Origin of the sequence: Pedobacter jeongneungensis (genome assembly GCF_039538295.1) — a bacterium.
Taxonomy (GTDB): Bacteria; Bacteroidota; Bacteroidia; order Sphingobacteriales; family Sphingobacteriaceae; genus Pedobacter; species Pedobacter jeongneungensis.
Genome location: NZ_BAABBY010000015.1, coordinates 1 through 18,333, shown reverse-complemented (window position 1 = coordinate 18,333; position 18,333 = coordinate 1). Strand labels below are relative to the sequence as shown.

Here is an 18,333-nt window from a genome sequence, read left to right as displayed (position 1 = left end):
ATCCCATGATTCTTCCCGGCAAATAAAAATACCTCCAAGATTTTTAAGTCGACAGGCTCTGGGACACAGTTTGGGTACCATTAGCCTTTTTCTTTCGCTTATCCTTCTTATTTTTCCCTCCAGACTTTTCTCCAGCTTCCTCCACCTGTCCCTCAGCCACTACGATCATCGCCACTTCTGACTTTATGCGCTCATAATTCGCCCTTATCTCCTCTTCACTGGCTCCTTTACCTGTTGGAATATCTTCAAAAGTTTCCTCTTCCTTAGCTATTGCAGCATGATCGTTCATAATTTCACAGTGGAACATCTTGAGGGATATTTTTTCCTCAGGGTTATCGGCTACAATGCCCACAAATTCCCCAGAAGAAAGTGAAGAAATTCTCGATGCTGGAATAGCCATTTCAAGCTGGGAGGACTTACTGATCGATACATCCGAACTGTTGATACTTTTGCTCTGGCGGTCCTGCATGGTCTTGCCAAAGGTCTCGCTGAGTTTTTTGGCGGTATCGCCTGTTACCTGCCCGGAGATGATATTGCCCACGATCCCGGTAATCACATCGGCCTGTTCTGCCCCATAATCTTTCTTGAGCTGGCTGAAATCCTGTATAGCCAGTGTGGTGGCAACCTTATTGCTCCTGGCTGTGGCAATCAGGCTATCCATACCTGAAAAATAGATGGTAGGGAACTCATCAAAAATCAGGCTGCTCTTTAGCTTACCTTTCTGGTTCACCAGTTTGATCATGCGCGAAACATACAGCGATAATACCGCCCCGTATATCTGCACCTTTTGGGGGTTATTGCCCACACAGATGATCTTAGGCTCCTTGGGATTGTTCAGGTCCAGCGTGAAATCATTACCGCTCAGCACATAATATAACTGCGGGCTGGACAACCTGGCCAGGGCAATCTTCGCCCCTGCGATCTGTCCTTCCAGCTGTGCGACTGCCTGGTTTCTCCAGGCCGAAATAAAAGGATTGATCAGCACCTTGATCTCTTCCTGTTTGCTAAGAAGGGTAAAAAGCTGATCGTATTCGGCCTGCATCAGTTCAATCACATGTGGGAGCGTACAATAAATGCCATCTTTATATCTTCTCAGATACCAGATAATCGAGGTCAGGAAGTTGATCGGGCTCTCCACAAAAAAATCCCCCTGTTTCTTCACCCACTCCCTGTTTAGCCCCAGCATAATGGTACGGCTGGCCTCGGTAGCATCGGTAACATCCTCCATGGCTTTCGGGTCAAGTGGATTACAGCGGTGCAACGGCCTGTCAAAATTGATCACCCAAAATGTTGGCCTTACCCTATAATTTACGGCATAATCCTTAAGCATATTCCAGGCAATGCGGCTGAGGTCGTCGTACTTGAAATCGTAAATAAACATAGAAAAGCCTTTCCGGATGTGCTGCGAAATAACGTGCCGGATCACAAAATAACTCTTTCCGGCCCCGGGCGTTCCAACCACCAAAAGTCCCCGGAACATGTTGATCAGGTTGATCCAGCTCTTTTTTATCTTTCCTTTATGGCTATATTGGGCGGGCAGATTGACCGAATACTCGTTTTCCAGCAAACGTTCTTCCTGCGGAAAGCTTTCACTGTCCCGGTTGAAAACATCGGTCTGCAGGCTGTCTTTTACGATCCTGCTGATCTTTACGCCATTTCCCAGCATCAACAGATATCCGCTAATGCTTATCCCAATATATAGCAGTGTTTTTATAACAGGGCCTTTCACCACGAATAAAAAAGCAATTGCCATGAAATAAAGCACCAGTCCTGCAGTAAAATTCCGGATAAGCGGTTTAAGCTTAACTTTCTCATCTTTACTACCTTTTACGCCCAACAGTGAAATAATGAGAAAAACCAGGGCAGCTATCTTTGCGATAAAAAAACCATGAAAAAGCCTGGCCATAAAAACACGCGATAGAATCCTGTCTGTCAGGGCTGCATAAAACCCCACCATCCGGAAGAATTCATAACAGAAATTGTAAAAATGCAGTCCAAGTATGACCAGGCTGATCAGCCGCGTAAGGTCAATGATCTTTCTTAGCGCTCCGGTATCTTCGCCTGTATTCATCGCTGTTGTCCCCTTTCCTGGCTGCGTTTTTTCTTTTTCTTCCGCTTGCTTACTGTTGGAATAGCCTGTCCCTCGCCGGGTTCCAATAAGAAGTTAAGGTCTGGCATTAATCCCTGTCCTTTCCCGGCTGCAAATTGTTCAGCATGGTGCAAAGAGATTGCGCTTTGGCCATTGTTGTCCCTAACAAGTATTTTTTGAGCCCGGCCAAATCTTGCCACTAAACCGATAGCGACATAGGACTTACCCAGCTCAGATCCCTTGATCATTATTTTGCTTTCGTGATCGATATAACTCAAACCAAAAACCCTTCCCTCTTTTGATCTGGCAATTACCAGGTCGATATTATGTCGGGACAGTACCTTTTTAAATCCCTCAAGTGAGCTGACCCTGCTGTTTAACGCAAGTTCAATTTTGGCCTTAAGACCAGGTTTTAACCCGGGTTTTAATTCCTGCTTCTGGACAAAGTCCTTCTCCAGATTACGCAGGATGGGTTGCCCGCTTAAAGCGCTGGCTTTTATCGGTACGCCGATTGGCTTGCCATTTTCATCCAGCACCGAATACAAAAGCCCCTTGTTCTGCTCCATTCTAGACCCTGCTGTTCCAGGCACAGCAATGGCATTAAAGGTTTTCAGTATTGCGTTCAACTCCGGTAAACTCCCATAAACATAATGCTCTCTCACTGCCCGGATAAGTTTGGAAAGCGACTTTTTTGTAGCTTTCTGTCCATAATCCAGCTGCTTTGGCACCATGATCTTTTCAATCTGCTGTTTTTCCGACCTTCCTTCAGCAACGGTTAAAGCGTGTTCCCGCTCGATCTGCTTCCTTACCGGTTCCGACAGCCTGTACCCGATCCCATGGACATCGATCCTGGAGCCGTCCCGCTGGATATTGGTGGAAACGATATGCAGATGCGGATGATGAACATCCAGGTGCTGATAAACCAGATAGGGCTGGTTACCAAAACCGATACCTTCCATGTACTGCCTGGCAATGGCAGAGAGTCTGGTGGAATCCAGTCTGTCCTTATGATGGAAATTCAGGCTGATGTGTATGGCATTGGTCTTTGTGGCCGCATTAAGTCTGGTCAACTGCCTGAAACGGTTGATTTTCATGTTCAGTGTAAGTGATTTGATTTCTGCAGCAAAACCGCTAGCCATAAGTAGCTGGGCATGGCGCTGATCAACCTTATCCTCATTATAATGGACAATACCAGCTACTTTTTTACCGCTTACGATTTTTGCAACCATTGTATGGCAAGTTGGTTCACGATTTCAAGCAGTCTCTCAGTCTTTTCGTTTATCGGTTTGTACAGCTCCAGGGTTCGGTTAACATAGAACCACTTTTGGCTTAGCTTGTCGCTGGCATTGAAGAAATGGGTCTGCTGGTTGATGTTGATCCCGATAGAGCGGATTTCCTTTCTGATCATGGCCAGTTCTTCCATCACTTCCCCCATTTCATCATTCCTATAGAAGACATTGATACGCTCCCCGGTAATGATTTTCCTTGCGGCAGCGCAAGGGTTCCGGCAATCACTTGTTGCCACCAGTTTCTCCAGCCGTTTGAAGGTCTTCTCATCAATCCTGATCCGCAGCACATGTTTCAAAAGTTTTTCAGTGTCCCTCTGTTTAGCTCTGGCCATAATAAAAAAATGGATCAATTTTGGAACCGCAAGTCCCGCCGCGGTTCCCCAGCCGTAAGGATGGCAAGATATTTTTGTCTACAAAAATCCATCTTGCTGCGCACACGCGTGGGCAGAATCCTTCCATTTAGGCTAGTGTTAAACTCCTTCTTTATTGTTCTCTTTAACAGATGGAAATGATTGTAGCAGTTTTCTTATCCTTAGGCGCATGCCTATTTTAGATCCCTGCCGTTTTCGTTTAGGGCAGTAAAACTGATGGGCATCGGTAATCTCCTTTGTCTTTTCCATGCTGCTTATTTTCAACTAGTCCACTCCTGGTCTAACAAGGTCACCACCCAACATTATATTTGGGCAGTTTGTACACTTCCAGTCCTATGCCAAAAGGTTGTTCTTTGCTTATGCTCGTCTTTCCATCATAGCCTCAATATCTTCGTATTTGTAATACATCAATCCACCAATCCTACTGAACTTAATTTGACCATTTTTTCTAAGTTGCAGAAGGGTTCCTGGCGAAATCCCTAATAGTTGTCTGACCTCATAACTTTTAATAAAGGGTTTTTGCTTATCCTTACCGGTTGGTGGTTTAAATGTGGGCCTACGCAACTCTGCAAAAAGTTCTTGTTTGAATTGTTCAAGATCCTCCTTTGTAATAAATTCTAATGTTCCCATAAATATCCCCTGTTGTTCGAAGGATAAAGTTCAAAAAATAGCAATATTCAACAAGGGATATTAAGGTCACTTACCTAGTATTTTATCGTATTGTTTAATTGATAACCGATTCAGTTCTTCAAACTACCTTTCTGATAACAGGATGTAATTTAAGTTTCACCAGATTCATTTCACTTGCGACCTTCTTTTTTTTCACCTTTGAATAAATCTGGGTTGTCCTGGTACTACTGTGCCCTAACATATGTGCGACACTTTCTATTGACACACCATTTTCTAGGGTTATGGTCGTGGCAAAGCTATGCCGCGCAACGTGAAAGGTTAAACATTTACTTATGCCAGCCAACCTGGATATGATTTTCAGGCAGCGATTCATATACTGATTGGTGGGGCTGGGAAAAATTGTTCCCTTAAATAAAGATTCTGCCGAATGCTCATACTTCTCAATAAGCCCGAGCGCTTCAGGGAGGATTGGCACATGGAACTTCAATTCACTAGTATTGAGCGTTTTCTGCCTGATCATTTCAATCCACAGGCTTCCATCACTTTCCCTTTTGATAAAATCATTGGTTAGCCTACTGATTTCATTATAAGAAAGCCCAGTGTAGCAACTGAACAGAAACATTTCCTTCACAAGCATTATCGAATTATCTTCAATTTCCAGTGACCATAAAGCCGAAATTTCATCCATGTCGAGACACTCCCTATCTTTCTTGATGATATGCCGCTGATAGTTAAGAAATGGATCTGTAATTATCCAGCCAAATTTTAAAGCGAGACCGGTAAGCTTCTGAAGCCTTTCCATATGTTTCATTACGGTATTGTTCGTACACGGACGCTGTGCCCTGTCCGGTTCCTTTTTTCTTAAGTATACAGCAAATTCGGTAATAAAACGAAAGTCCAGCGCTGTAAGCTGGATATCGGTCAGCTTTTTCCGTTTAAGAAATTCTTTCAAAAAGCGTTCAGTTGAATAATAATTCTTAATTGTTCCCTGAGCAAGTAAAGAGCCCTGATGTTCATAATGATATTTGATCAGGTACATGAGGGTTTTCCCTTCTTCTTGCCCTTCGACCTTCGATTTGATCGCCTGAGCAGTGATTGCTTTCTTCTGATACCGCAATTCATCATAAGCACCATTAATTTCATTTGTCACCTGCCTGAGCTTCTCCCTTAATAAAATAATTTCGGGCGTGTTACCCAGAAGCCTTTGTGTCCGCTGGTTCCAAAATTTCGGTTCGACAGACCTCTTTAGCGCCAGCCGGAGGTACTTACCATCGACTGTAATTTTCGCATAAATTGGAGCTTTGCCATTTAGCTCATTTTCCCGCTTTAAATAGAATGAGAGGGCAAAAGTGTGCTGAGATTTCATAAAATTTCCTCCTAAGCTTAGCACCTATTCTAGCACCTGAAAAACAGTAAAAATCAAGTGATAGCAAAATGGTGCAAAATAATTTTTAGTGATTGAAAAAAATATGCGACTCAAAAATTTACAATGATAGAAATAAGATTTTGGTGCTGAAATAGGTGCTAAATAGGTTGATATTTCTAGCACCAAACTGATATGGAATAAAAACAAAAAACCCTCTAATCAATTGATTTAGAGGGTTTTTGACGGATTATGCATCCTGTTTTTGTCGGGATGGCAGGATTCGAACCTACGACCTCCTGCTCCCAAAGCAGGCGCGATACCGGGCTACGCTACATCCCGAACTTGGTATCGATCTTTTTTTTATCCTGTTTTAAAAGGGGATAAACTTTTTGTCGGGATGGCAGGATTCGAACCTACGACCTCCTGCTCCCAAAGCAGGCGCGATACCGGGCTACGCTACATCCCGAACTTGGTATCGATCTTTTTTTAATCCTATTTTAAAAGGGGATAAACTTTTTGTCGGGATGGCAGGATTCGAACCTACGACCTCCTGCTCCCAAAGCAGGCGCGATACCGGGCTACGCTACATCCCGAACTTGGTATCTTCTTTTTCCTCTTTCGGAGGGATTGCAAATTGACGGTTTTAAATTGATAATTCCGTTTTTATTTACATTTATTTTTATTTCTGCGGAGAGGGCGGGATTCGAACCCGCGGTACCGTTACCAGTACGACAGTTTAGCAAACTGTTCCTTTCGGCCACTCAGGCACCTCTCCTTTCAACCTCTTCTTTTTCGCCCTACCGGCGTTGTTTTGAGGTCTGCAAATATAGTAAAACAAGTTATTCTGCAAAAAAAAATTATGATAATTGTTGATAATCTATGCGCACATGATAGATACTCATCAGCATCGTCTTGAATATCAATTTGATAGTTTCAATATCTTTTAACGTTAAATCGCAATCATCAAGCTGATTTTGTTCCAATTTGTAGTTAATTATGCGTTCAACCAGGTCATTTATGTTCTGCGCATCGGGATTTTTCAGACTTCTTGAGGCAGCTTCGACCGAATCTGCCAGCATTAACACCCCGGTTTCTTTACTAAAAGGGATCGGTCCCGGGTAGCGGAAAATGTTTTCATCAACAAATTTTTCGGGAGAATTTTTCAAAAACGACTGATAAAAATAATCCACCCGGGTATTTCCATGATGCGTTCTGATGAAATCGATAATGGCTTCCGGAATCTGGTTTTTCCTTAAAATCTCGATTCCTTTATGTACGTGCTGAATAATAATCTGTGCACTTTGCTCGTAAGGCAATTTATCGTGCGGACTTACAGCGGTATTCTGGTTTTCGATAAAATATTGCGGATTATCAACTTTACCGATATCATGATATAATGCTCCTGCCCTTACCAGTACAGAATTACCGCCTATTTTAAATATGGCTGCCTCCGCAAGGTTAGCCACCTGTAACGAATGCTGAAACGTTCCTGGTGCTTTAAAGGCAAGCTCACGTAACAATTTATTATTGGTATTGGTTAATTCAATCAATGCTACATCTGAGGTAATACCAAAAATCCGCTCGAAAAGGTAAATTAACGGATAAGCCAAAAGCGACAAGAGTACGCTGAAAACAAAAGGAATAAAATTAATCCACTCAATTTCCCGGAAAGATCCTTCGCGCAGCAAGGCAATCCCCACGAAAGAGACAAAGTAAGCCAGCAATATAAATAAAGCCGAAACCAAAAACCTTTCGCGTTTAACAAAGTTTTTGATACTGAATATGGCTACCATACCGGCGGTAACCTGATAAAAAACAAATTCGAAACTGTTGGCTACAAAAAACCCGGCGATCAAAATCACCAGCATGTGCAGGTAAAGTGCCAAACGCGTATCAAATAAAATCCTGATGATAATCGGCACTACACAAAACGGAATGTAATATAAACTCGGGATTTCCATTTTAATGGCCCAGGTTAAGGCCAGCAACATCCCGGTGGTTACAATTAATATAAGAGAAAGCTGACGGTTATCGGCAAAAATATCTTTTCTGAAAAGAAAAAGGAACGACATTAATATGGTCAGGATGAACCCCACCAACACCACCTGACCGAGGTAAACAAGCGCCCTGCTGCCAATGGTTTTGGTTTGTGCATCGTAAGTAGCCTTGTACGATTCGAGTTTCTGGTAAATTTCTTCATCAATTACATCGTTCTTGGCTACAATCAACTCCCCTTTTTGTACCATCCCCTTAGTGGTCGAAATATTATTGATGGTATTATCCTGTATGGTTTGCGTTAAACGCTCATCAAATACAATATTCGGCGTAATATGATCAATGGCCAGGTTGGCCACCAAATCGCCCATTACCGGGTTGGGCGCTTTAAAATTTTCTTTAAAAAAGTTAAGTGCCGTTTCGGCTGTAAAAACATCCTGTGTATTTTTTTCCTGTGCCACATTATTTTCCAGCAGAGAGAAATCGTAATTTTTCCCGCCTGCCTGGTGTTTTACATTTAATCCGATAATTCCTTTCTGGTAAATATTCTGCAGCAAACGGTAGGCAGCAGCTTTATAAGCTTCCTTTTCTTTTTCATCAAGCTGCTTCGATTTCCACTTAATATCAAATTCGTTTCCAAATTCATCCAATGCTGTTGCGGTAATCCCCCTGTCGAGTTGGTAAACCGGCAAAATATCTTTTAACGCATTCTTTTTGTCGGCACTTACCTGCGGGTTCGTTTTTAAAATCGCAAAACTGAAAGGAGAAATCAGATCCTTATTTTTCCAGACTGCATTTTTTTCAAATTCATACCTGAATCTCGGTTGTTTCGGAAGGAACAGCGTAATAATGAAAACGGTAAATATCATCATTACATACTTCAGGTTTGATGAATATTTCCGGTAAAGGATTTTATGGGAATTTCTCTTGATTTTGGCCAAAACGATATAATTATTGTATTGTCAAAAATAACATTTTTATCTAATATACATTTCAGGGATTTTGTTTGCAATTACCAGATTTTATATTTTACTTTATGATATCAAATTAATATCAATTATGTATCAGGAAAAAATCATCAGCCCACCGTCTGGGTATTTAACTTTCGCCATAAGCATTGCTTTATTGGTGGCTTCAATTTTATGTTTTGTTTCAGAAATCTTTTTATGGGGAGGGATTTTACTGGCTGTGGATATATTTTTAATTTTCCCGGGCTTTTTAATCATCAATCCCAACCAATCAATGGTATTAACCTTATTCGGGAAATACCTGGGCACGGTAAAAGCTGATGGATTTTTCTGGGTAAACCCCTTAACCGCCAAAAGAAGGTTATCGTTAAAAGCAAATAACCTTAACGGGCAGCAGTTAAAAGTAAACGATAAATTGGGTAACCCGATCGAAATTGCCGCGGTAGTGGTATGGAAAGTAAACGAAACGGCCAAAGCAGTTTTCTCGGTAGAAAATTACATGCAGTATGTAAATATCCAGAGCGAAGCCGCGGTAAGGCATTTAGCCAACATTTTCCCCTACGATCATGCCGAAGGCGAGGAAACCAGTATTACGCTAAAAGATGGCGCCGAAAAAGTAAGCGAATTACTGGAAAACGAACTGAACGAACGTTTATCAAGAGCAGGGATTGAAGTTTTAGAAGCAAGGATTTCGCATTTGGCTTATGCGCCCGAAATTGCCAGCGCCATGTTACAGCGTCAGCAGGCCACAGCTGTAATTGCAGCCCGTAAATTAATTGTAGAAGGCGCCGTAGGCATGGTAGAAATGGCTTTAGAGAAACTATCACAAAAAGGCATTGTAGAACTGGATGAAGAACGCAAAGCAGCCATGGTAAGTAATTTACTGGTGGTACTTTGTGGCGACCGCCATGTACAACCTGTGGTAAATACCGGTACCTTATATAATTAAGCGATGGAGTTTGAGGAGAAACAAGGCTTAAAAATCTGGTGGTTATACCTCGTAACGGGGGTAACAATATTCCCAACACTGGCTATACTGATTTTCCAGAAAGACGGACCAGGTTTGGCAGAATTAAAAAGAATGTACTTTGCACCTGTATTAGCTGTGTTTCTTCCTTTTTTAATTATTTTTTTGATTCAGCAAAGCAAGCTCACACTGAAAATAAATGCGGATGGCTTATCCTACCGGTATTTCCCTTTTCATTTTAAACCCAGTTATTTCAGCTGGATGAGCATTGAAAAAGCATACATCCGCAAATATGATGCATTTTCTGAATACGGCGGTTACGGTGTTAAAACGCGTTTATGGTTTAAACTTAAAGATAAGGCTTTCATTTTAAACGATAAAAACAGGGGCTTGCAACTGGAATTTAAAAATGGAAAAAAACTTTTGTTCAGTTCCAATAAAATAGAAGAGCTGGAAATGTTCCTCCTAAATTTAAAAACGAGGTATAATATACAAGCAATACAATAAGAATGGCGGAGAAAGATAAAAAAGCTTTTGTATTAAGAATTAGTCCTGCTTTATTAAAAGAAGTAGAAACCTGGGCAGCAGACGAGTTTCGCAGTACCAACGGGCAGATTGAGTTTCTGCTTACCCAGGCTTTAAAATCCAGGAAAAAAGGTAAGGCGAAAGAGCAATAGACTAAAAGATAGTAGATGCAGATATGCAACATTCAACTGGATTTTTTGAACTTTCAAAGGTCAAAGCACTGGTCAACTGCAAATTGTAAATTGCAAATAATATGGGCGTTCCCCAGGGGGCGGGCTTTGCAGGGCTGCGCTGCGCTCCGGTACCGATGAAGAACCGGTACTGAACCCTTACAATCTCTAACGCAAAACCCACAGGCCTGCCATAAACACCGAACCAAGCATTTCCAAAAAAAATTGACCACCGCGCTGACGCTCGTTCCTAACGAGCGTTGAATAATTTTACATTTACCACGATAGAATCGTATAGCTATTTATGCACTCGTTTGGAAACGAGCGCAAGCGTTCTCCCAAAAAATATTTCCTATTTAACAAACCTCATAGGTTTACATAGAACCTTAAAATTTATTATGATCAGAAGGTGCTAAAATCATTTGCAGTACGTTATTTTAAAGCCTGCAGGTTTTGGAAACATGAGCGGTTTAATTAACTTAGCGGCCTAACCAAAAATTCATAAAAAATTTTGTACATGAAAGAAGTTGTAATTGTATCAGCTGTAAGAACCCCTATTGGAAGTTTTGGAGGCTCATTGGCCCAATTTTCTGCTACTCAGCTTGGTGGCTTCGCTATCAGGGCCGCCATCGAAAAAGCCGGCTTAAAACCAGAACAGATTCAGGAAGTATATATGGGCAATGTGTTATCGGCCAATTTAGGTCAGGCACCAGCCACACAAGCTGCAAAAGCCGCCGGTTTACCTGATTTACCTGCAACTACCATTAATAAAGTATGCGCATCAGGCACTAAAGCCATTATGCTTGCCGCGCAGAGTATTGCCAATGGCGACAATGATATTATTGTGGCTGGTGGTATGGAAAGCATGAGCAATATCCCCTATTACCTTGATAAAGCCAGAAATGGTTACCGTTTAGGCCACGGACAGTTAACTGATGGACTGGTAAAAGATGGACTTTGGGATGTTTATAATGATTACCACATGGGCTCTGCAGCCGAACTTTGTGCTACAGAATGTAACATCAGTCGCGAGGCACAGGATCATTTCGCCATAGAATCTTACAAACGAGCACAAGCTGCACAAACTTCGGGCAAATTTGCCGGCGAAATTGTAGCGGTAGAGGTAAAAGACCGTAAAGGTGAAATCACCTTGGTTGATACCGACGATGAACCTACAGCAGTTAAATTTGATAAAATCCCTTCGTTAAAACCTGTTTTCAAAAAAGATGGAACGGTAACCGCGGCAAATGCTTCTACCTTAAATGATGGTGCAGCAGCCCTGGTTTTAATGAGTGCTGATAAAGCAAAAGAACTGGGTTTAACACCATTGGCGAAAATTTTGGGTTATGCCGACGCACAACAGGCACCAGAATGGTTTACCACAGCACCTTCAAAAGCCATTCCGCTAGCTTTACACAAAGCAAATGTAAACATTAAGGATGTCGATTTTTTCGAAATTAACGAAGCTTTTTCTGTAGTATCGTTAGCAAACAACCAATTATTAAATTTAAACGAAAACCAGGTAAATGTTAATGGTGGCGCAGTTTCTTTAGGTCACCCGCTGGGTGCATCGGGCGCAAGAATAGTAGTTACCCTGCTTTCAGTACTGGCACAGAACGATGGAAAAATTGGTGTTGCCGGTATTTGTAACGGTGGTGGTGGTGCCAGTGCATTAGTGATCGAAAAGTTATAATCTGGAAGTTTTAGCTATCTTAGATACGCATGAAGTTTTTCAAGTTCAATATTTTTTTAATTCTGGCCCTGCTGAGCTTTAACCTGAAAGCGCAGCAGGTTGCCAGCAAACTGGCTGTTTTTCAGGATACGCTGATCAAAATATCGGCAAATACTGTTGCCGCGCAAAGCGATGCTCAAAAAACGGAACTCAATAGCAGGTTTGTAAAAACCCTGGTAGAGGCACTAAAAATGCCAAATTCTTTTTCATTCCCATTCGATTCGCTAAAAAATGTATCGGTAATTAAATCTCCTGATCAGGCTTTCAGGATTTTGAGCTGGTATGTTCAATTAGAAAATGGCTCTTACCGCTATTATGGCGCCATCCAGATGAATACCAAAAGCGGTCCGTTAAAATTGTTTCCGCTCATCGATCAGACGGAAAACCTGAACGATCCTAATATCATCACCAATAACCAGAAATGGTTTGGAGCGAGGTATTATGAAATAATTCCGGTAACGAGTGGAAACCGGTTGCCTTATTATGTGCTTTTAGGCTGGAAAGGCAATACACAGGCAACCACTAAAAAAGTGATCGAAATCCTTTCGTTTGATAAGGAAACCCTCACTTTGGGTGCGCCAGTTTTTGACGGAAAAGAACTAAAGGGAAAGAACAGGGTAATATTCGAATATGCAAAATCGAATGCCATGACCTTGAAAACGGATATGAAGGCAGGCATGATTATATTCGACCACCTGGCATCTTTTGATCCTGAAATAAAAGGAAGGTTCGAATATTATGGATCGGACGGAACTTTTGACGGTTTCAAAATTATTGGCGGTAAATTAAAACTCCAGGAAGAACTGATACTTAACAACGATCCGAACGCAAACGACGAGCTTTATGCAGACCCCAAAAAAAATGTAAAACCCATCAGAAAGTTCTGATTTTTAACCAGGCTTAACAAATCATTTACCTGCCATATGGTTTAAAAATTTGCCAGAATGGCCTCCACTCGCTATATTGCGCCCTAAAAACTTTTCCTAAATGCCCGCAACAAACCAAACTAAACATCCTAAAGGCTTAAAATTCCTTTTTTTATCAGAAATGTGGGAACGTTTTGGTTACTATTTAATGATCGGCATTTTTACGCTTTATTTAAAGGATGTAAAAGCAGGTTTTGCCATGACTGAGGCAGAATCGGCTGATTTGTACGGAACATTTATCGCCCTGGTATTTTTAACACCATTTTTAGGTGGCTTATTAGCTGACAGATACCTCGGTTATGCCAAATCGATCATTATTGGCGGCCTCATGATGGGTGTAGGTTATTGTTTAATGGGGGTGCACAGTTTGCCTATACTTTACCTGGCCATGACCCTTGTTATTTTGGGAAATGGCTTTTTTAAACCCAATATTTCTACTTTATTGGGCAATATTTATTCAACCCCTGAGTATCAGGCTAAAAAAGATGACGGTTATAATATTTTCTACATGGGTATTAACGTCGGTGCGTTTATATGCAACTTTTTTGGCGCGGCCCTCTATATTATGTTGGGCTGGGAATATGCATTTTTCGCCGCCGGCGTGGGCATGTTTATTGGGGTAGCAGTTTTTATTACGGGACTAAAGCATTACCGGGCTTTCGATATTAAAAAAGGAATGGTTGATGGTGATATGCCTTTCCTTAAAATTTGCTTACTCATTCTCCTACCCTCTGTAATTGCAGGTGTTATCGGCTGGGTGTTGCCAACAAAATTAATTGGTCACCCATTAGTAGGCTCTACCAGTACCGATGCTTTTATATTTGCCTGTTTTCCGGTAATTTATTTCTACAGCACGTTATTTTTTAAAGCCAGTAAAGAAGAAAAACGGCCAATTGCAGCTTTGTTAACCATTTTTGTAGTCGTAATATTATTCTGGGCAGTATTTAAACAAAACGGTACCGCCTTAACCACCTGGGCCGACCGCTATACCGACCGGAGCCTCACCAATCCTACCGCAAAAAACACTTTTTCAAACTTAAGCCTGTCACAAAATTTAGTTTACAAAAAAGACAGCGTGGCACTTTACGATCATGCTTTCCGTTTGCAAAAAGTAGATGGTGTAGTGCAAAAAGAATACAATTATCCTGTTTATTTTAAAAATGTACCCGCGGCAGAATTGCCAAAGGAAGGCGAAGGGGTAGAATTATGGGCTACAAATTTAAGCCAATCCATTAATCCGGCATGGGTAATCCTGTTAACGCCATTGGTTGTTGCCTTTTTTACCTGGCTACGCAGCAGAGGCAAAGAACCGAGCACGGCAAGTAAAATCATATTCGGCATATTCATATCCGCAATTTCTGTCCTGGTGATGATTACAGCTGTTTATATCGGTAAAAACGGATCCGAAAAAGTTTCTGTACTCTGGCTGATGGGGACTTACGGTATCATTACCATTGGCGAACTCTTTTTAAGTCCGATGGGTTTATCATTGGTATCAAAACTAAGCCCGGTTAGGATCACCTCTTTAATGATGGGCGGCTGGTTTGTATCTACCTCAATCGGCAATAAACTTTCTGGCGTACTGGCTACACTATGGGATACTTACGAAGACAAATCCAATTTCTTTTGGGTAAACTTCTCGCTGCTAATGGCTTCGGCAGTAATTGGCCTGGTGTTGTTAAAATGGTTAAATAACATCATGAAAGCATACGGCATTAAATAAAATTTTATCACATTCAACAACAAACAAACTAAAATACTGAATATGACATCAATACCAAATCAATCTAAAGGCCATCCCAAGGGTTTATACGTGTTATTTGCCACAGAAATGTGGGAGCGTTTCAACTATTACGGCATGCGGGCAATCCTTGTGCTGTTTATGACCAAAGCCCTGTTATTTGATAAAGCTTTTGCTTCTAACCTTTATGGTAGTTATACCGGCTTAGTTTACTTAACACCGCTAATTGGTGGCTACATTGCCGACCGCTACTGGGGGAATAAAAAATCGATTATCACCGGTGGATTGATGATGGCTCTTGGTGAGTTTGTACTTTTCTTCTGCGCAACACTGTTCCACAGTAATCCATCTCTGTCGGCCTTTCTGTTTTTTACAGGTCTTGGCTTTATGATTGCCGGAAATGGTTTTTTTAAACCAAATATTTCTTCGCTGGTTGGTCAGTTATACCCAAAAGGCGATAAAAGAAGCGATGCGGCTTATACCATTTTTTATATGGGTATAAATGTTGGTGGTGCATTAGGCCCTATCGTTTGTGGTTTTCTAGGCGATACCGGAAATCCGTTAGATTTTAAATGGGCATTTTTTGCAGGAGGTGTAGCCATGCTTTTAGGCGTTCTGGTACAAATCTTATTTCAGAAAAAATATGTGGTAGCACCTGATGGTAAAGAGTTAGGCGTTGTTCCGGCAGGGACACCTAAAGCGGCATTAAACCCACTGGTTATTGGTTTTGGTCTGGCAGCTTTTTCTGCATTAATGATTGGTTTATTTTATATTGATGCAAAAGTATTCAGTTTTTTAACCTATTTATTGGTAGCTTCGGTACTGTTTATTGCTTTTATTATCTTCTCCAATAAATCGTTGAGTATTATCGAAAAACAACGTATTGGTGTAATTTTTATCGTTGCCTTTTTCGTTATCTTTTTCTGGAGTGCCTTTGAACAGGCTGGTGCTTCTCTAACTTTCTTCGCAGCAGAACAAACACAACGAGATTTAGGCTTTATTACCGTGCCTGCAAGTATTTTTGCTTCGTTAAATTCTATTTTTGTAGTAACATTTGCACCTATTTTTGCCTGGCTATGGATTAAATTAGGTAAGAATGAACCATCATCGCCAACTAAAATGGCATTAGGTTTATTCTTACTTGCTTTAGGTTATTTATGGATTGCTTTTGGCGTTAAAGATGTATCATCGTCAGTCAAAGTAAGCATGATGTGGTTAATCGGGATGTACGCCTTGCATACGTGTGGCGAGCTTTGCCTGTCTCCTATCGGTTTATCTTTGGTAAATAAACTGGCACCGTTAAAATTCGGTTCGCTGTTAATGGCGGTTTGGTTTTTAGCCAATGCTGCTGCCAACAAATTTGCCGGAATTTTAAGTAGTTTATATCCTCCGGGAACAGCAGAAATTAAACAGGCTGCTGATGCAGGTATTAACCTTCAACCAATTTTATCTAAAACGGTTACACCAAGTGCTGCAGAACTGGCAAAACTGAAAGATTTAAAAATTCCTTTCGAATATCAATCTATTTTAGGCATCCAGATTAATTCGTTGTACGAGTTTTTTATGATGTTTGTGGTAATGGCCGGCATTGCGTCGCTTATCTTATTTGCAATTACCAAAAAACTGCAAAAAATGATGCACCAGGATATTCTGGACTAATTTAAAACACAACCATATAGAAAGCCCGGCTCCGATCGGGCTTTTAATTTTTAAACCTATTTTAATGGAAAAAACAGTTTCAATAGAAGAGATCCAGAATTTTGAAGGAAAATACCCGAAGCAACTCTGGCACTTATCGCTGGTAGAAATGTGGGAACGTTTCTGTTTTTATGGTATGCGGGGTGTACTGGCCTTTTTTATGGTAGATCAGCTGGGTTTGAGCGATCAAAAATCGAACCTGCAATATGGTGCTATACAAGCTTTTGTGTATGCTTTCACATTTATTGGCGGCATTTTCGCCGATAAAATCTTAGGTTTCAGGAAATCGCTTTTTTGGGGCGGTTCGCTCATGATTATCGGTAATCTTGTTTTGGCATTCTCGCCTCACGATCTCTTTTATGCAGGCATTACCCTATCAATTATCGGTACAGGTTTCTTCAAACCCAATGTATCTTCAATGGTTGGCGAACTTTACCATGAAAAAGATAACAGAAGAGATGCTGGCTACGGACTTTTTTACGCTGGCATTAACGTTGGAGGCCTTTTGGGCGGCGCCATGTGTATTTATCTGGGTAAATATTATAACTGGCATTTATGTTTCTTATCTGCTGCCCTGGTAATGATGTTTGGTTTAGGTACCTTTATTTTTACTAAAAAATACCTGGGTCCGATAGGAAATTCTCCACTGCTGCACCTCAAAAAATCAAAACAGCAATTATCAGAAATCGCGGTGTATGCAGGTTCTATTGTATGTATCCCATTGATTTACATCATGGTAAAAAATACGGCCTTTACCGATTATTTCATGTACACCATCGGTATTATTGCTATGATTTATTTCCTGTACGAAACGTTTAGCATAAAAGATAAAACAGCACAATATAAATTGCTCGCAGCCTTTGTATTCATTTTCTGTTATTTCATTTTTATGGCCATATCCGAACAAAGCGGTGGTTCATTGTCCCTGTTTGCTAAAGATAACCTCGACCATAAAATTCTATTCCTCAATATTGATCCCAATGTGGTTAACAATAGCGCAAATTCATTTTTTGTGATCGTTTTTAGTCCCATTGTAGGTATTTTATGGTTAGGCCTCTACAAACGTAAAATAGAACCGAACACAGTTGTAAAATTTGGAATCGGTTTCCTATTACTGGCCTTAAGTTTTTACGTTTTTTATGCCACCAGGTTCTTTGCCAATGCACAGGGAATTAGTTCGCTAAATGTATTTACGTTTGCCTATTTGTTGTTAACGCTTGGCGAGCTTTGCTTAGGTCCGATCGGGATGTCGATTATTACCAAACTATCACCTAAGAAAATGTTCGGGATGATGATGGGGCTCTGGTTTTTATCGAGCGCTTTCGGACAATTGGCTGCAGGTAAACTCGGTGCAGAAATGTCGAGTATTGATCACGCCTCGTTAACCACCAAATTGATGGCCTATACCGAAGGTTATAAAGCCCTGGCCTTGTACTCCTTAATTGCAGGCTTGGCACTCATTATTTTTTCGCAACTGGTAAGGCGCTTAATGCAGGAAGTGAGGTAAGAACAGATCCGTCATTTGGACCGCAGTGGAGAAATCTATTAAAAAGATCCAGAAACATGAGTTTAGGATGACTATTAGAAAATGTGCGGACAGTAATTCTTGGAGGCCTGCTGTCCCGCTCTTCGTTACAAGTCCTTGCCCTCATGCTTCGGTCTGCGGGCTTTACACTACGATCGGGTTTAGGTACAATGGTTCAGTGCCTTAAATTCTAATTCTGCGCAGATCTTAATAGAATCGTCCTTTAGATTTGTTTTGATATTTAATTTTAGGATAACAAATATCTAATTTGCTTAATTATTAATCAGATTACCTAAAGCGGTAGCGGCACATTAAAAAGTCGTCAAGGTTTTTATGCCTAA

The 18,333-nt window shown here is 41.1% G+C and carries 15 protein-coding genes and 4 tRNA genes; 8 read left to right on the top strand and 11 right to left on the bottom strand.

The features are described from left to right. Positions 1 to 43 precede the first annotated feature (43 nt). The 11 genes from mobC to ABD769_RS22635 all read right to left on the bottom strand — a co-directional run bounded on the left by mobC (position 44) and on the right by ABD769_RS22635 (position 8,609). Positions 44 to 2,071: a conjugal transfer protein MobC gene (mobC, locus tag ABD769_RS22685; RefSeq protein WP_344853640.1), complete on the bottom strand. Its 2,028-nt coding sequence runs from the start codon at positions 2,069 to 2,071 to the stop codon at positions 44 to 46. Beyond that, a complete protein-coding gene (locus tag ABD769_RS22680; RefSeq protein ID WP_344853639.1) occupies positions 2,068 to 3,318 on the bottom strand; it encodes a relaxase/mobilization nuclease domain-containing protein in 1,251 nt (416 codons plus the stop codon). Before ABD769_RS22680 ends, mobC begins: the two co-directional genes overlap by 4 nt. Further along, positions 3,300 to 3,710 (bottom strand): mobilization protein, encoded by a 411-nt coding sequence (locus tag ABD769_RS22675; RefSeq protein ID WP_344853638.1) that lies wholly within the window; start codon positions 3,708 to 3,710, stop codon positions 3,300 to 3,302. Before ABD769_RS22675 ends, ABD769_RS22680 begins: the two co-directional genes overlap by 19 nt. A gap of 138 nt (positions 3,711 to 3,848) precedes the next feature. Further along, a complete protein-coding gene (locus ABD769_RS22670) occupies positions 3,849 to 3,998 on the bottom strand; it encodes a hypothetical protein (RefSeq protein WP_230150491.1) in 150 nt (49 codons plus the stop codon). A gap of 108 nt (positions 3,999 to 4,106) precedes the next feature. After that, positions 4,107 to 4,379 carry a helix-turn-helix domain-containing protein gene (locus tag ABD769_RS22665; protein ID WP_230150493.1) on the bottom strand — a complete coding sequence of 91 codons (273 nt, stop codon included), beginning with the start codon at positions 4,377 to 4,379 and terminating at the stop codon, positions 4,107 to 4,109. Positions 4,380 to 4,497: 118 nt separating this feature from the next. After that, positions 4,498 to 5,745, bottom strand: coding sequence for a site-specific integrase (locus tag ABD769_RS22660; RefSeq protein ID WP_344853634.1), 1,248 nt, complete (start codon positions 5,743 to 5,745; stop codon positions 4,498 to 4,500). A 265-nt stretch (positions 5,746 to 6,010) separates the two neighbouring features. Continuing rightward, positions 6,011 to 6,084 (bottom strand) — tRNA-Pro (locus ABD769_RS22655). Between the two features lie 53 nt (positions 6,085 to 6,137). Continuing rightward, positions 6,138 to 6,211, bottom strand: a tRNA-Pro gene (locus ABD769_RS22650). Between the two features lie 53 nt (positions 6,212 to 6,264). Continuing rightward, positions 6,265 to 6,338: transfer RNA gene (locus ABD769_RS22645), tRNA-Pro, on the bottom strand. Between the two features lie 95 nt (positions 6,339 to 6,433). Beyond that, positions 6,434 to 6,520: transfer RNA gene (locus ABD769_RS22640), tRNA-Ser, on the bottom strand. A gap of 82 nt (positions 6,521 to 6,602) precedes the next feature. After that, a complete protein-coding gene (locus ABD769_RS22635; RefSeq protein ID WP_344853745.1) occupies positions 6,603 to 8,609 on the bottom strand; it encodes an HD family phosphohydrolase in 2,007 nt (668 codons plus the stop codon). A 190-nt stretch (positions 8,610 to 8,799) separates the two neighbouring features. Between ABD769_RS22635 and ABD769_RS22630 the strand changes: the two genes are divergently transcribed. The 8 genes from ABD769_RS22630 (at position 8,800) to ABD769_RS22595 (ending at position 17,974) form a co-directional block, all read left to right on the top strand. After that, positions 8,800 to 9,657: an SPFH domain-containing protein gene (locus tag ABD769_RS22630; protein ID WP_344853633.1), complete on the top strand. Its 858-nt coding sequence runs from the start codon at positions 8,800 to 8,802 to the stop codon at positions 9,655 to 9,657. A gap of 3 nt (positions 9,658 to 9,660) precedes the next feature. Next, positions 9,661 to 10,182 (top strand): hypothetical protein, encoded by a 522-nt coding sequence (locus ABD769_RS22625; protein ID WP_344853632.1) that lies wholly within the window; start codon positions 9,661 to 9,663, stop codon positions 10,180 to 10,182. Between the two features lie 2 nt (positions 10,183 to 10,184). Next, positions 10,185 to 10,352 carry a type II toxin-antitoxin system antitoxin gene (locus ABD769_RS22620; protein WP_344853631.1) on the top strand — a complete coding sequence of 56 codons (168 nt, stop codon included), beginning with the start codon at positions 10,185 to 10,187 and terminating at the stop codon, positions 10,350 to 10,352. Positions 10,353 to 10,887: 535 nt separating this feature from the next. Then, entirely contained in the window at positions 10,888 to 12,063 is a 1,176-nt protein-coding gene (locus ABD769_RS22615) for an acetyl-CoA C-acyltransferase (protein WP_344853630.1), read from the top strand. A gap of 29 nt (positions 12,064 to 12,092) precedes the next feature. Continuing rightward, positions 12,093 to 12,989, top strand: coding sequence for a hypothetical protein (locus ABD769_RS22610; protein ID WP_344853629.1), 897 nt, complete (start codon positions 12,093 to 12,095; stop codon positions 12,987 to 12,989). Positions 12,990 to 13,089: 100 nt separating this feature from the next. Further along, on the top strand, positions 13,090 to 14,751 hold the full coding sequence (locus tag ABD769_RS22605) for a peptide MFS transporter (protein WP_344853628.1): 1,662 nt from the start codon (positions 13,090 to 13,092) through the stop codon (positions 14,749 to 14,751). Positions 14,752 to 14,793: 42 nt separating this feature from the next. Next, entirely contained in the window at positions 14,794 to 16,428 is a 1,635-nt protein-coding gene (locus tag ABD769_RS22600) for a peptide MFS transporter (RefSeq protein ID WP_344853627.1), read from the top strand. A gap of 64 nt (positions 16,429 to 16,492) precedes the next feature. Then, on the top strand, positions 16,493 to 17,974 hold the full coding sequence (locus tag ABD769_RS22595; protein ID WP_344853626.1) for a peptide MFS transporter: 1,482 nt from the start codon (positions 16,493 to 16,495) through the stop codon (positions 17,972 to 17,974). The last annotated feature ends 359 nt before the right edge of the window (positions 17,975 to 18,333 follow it).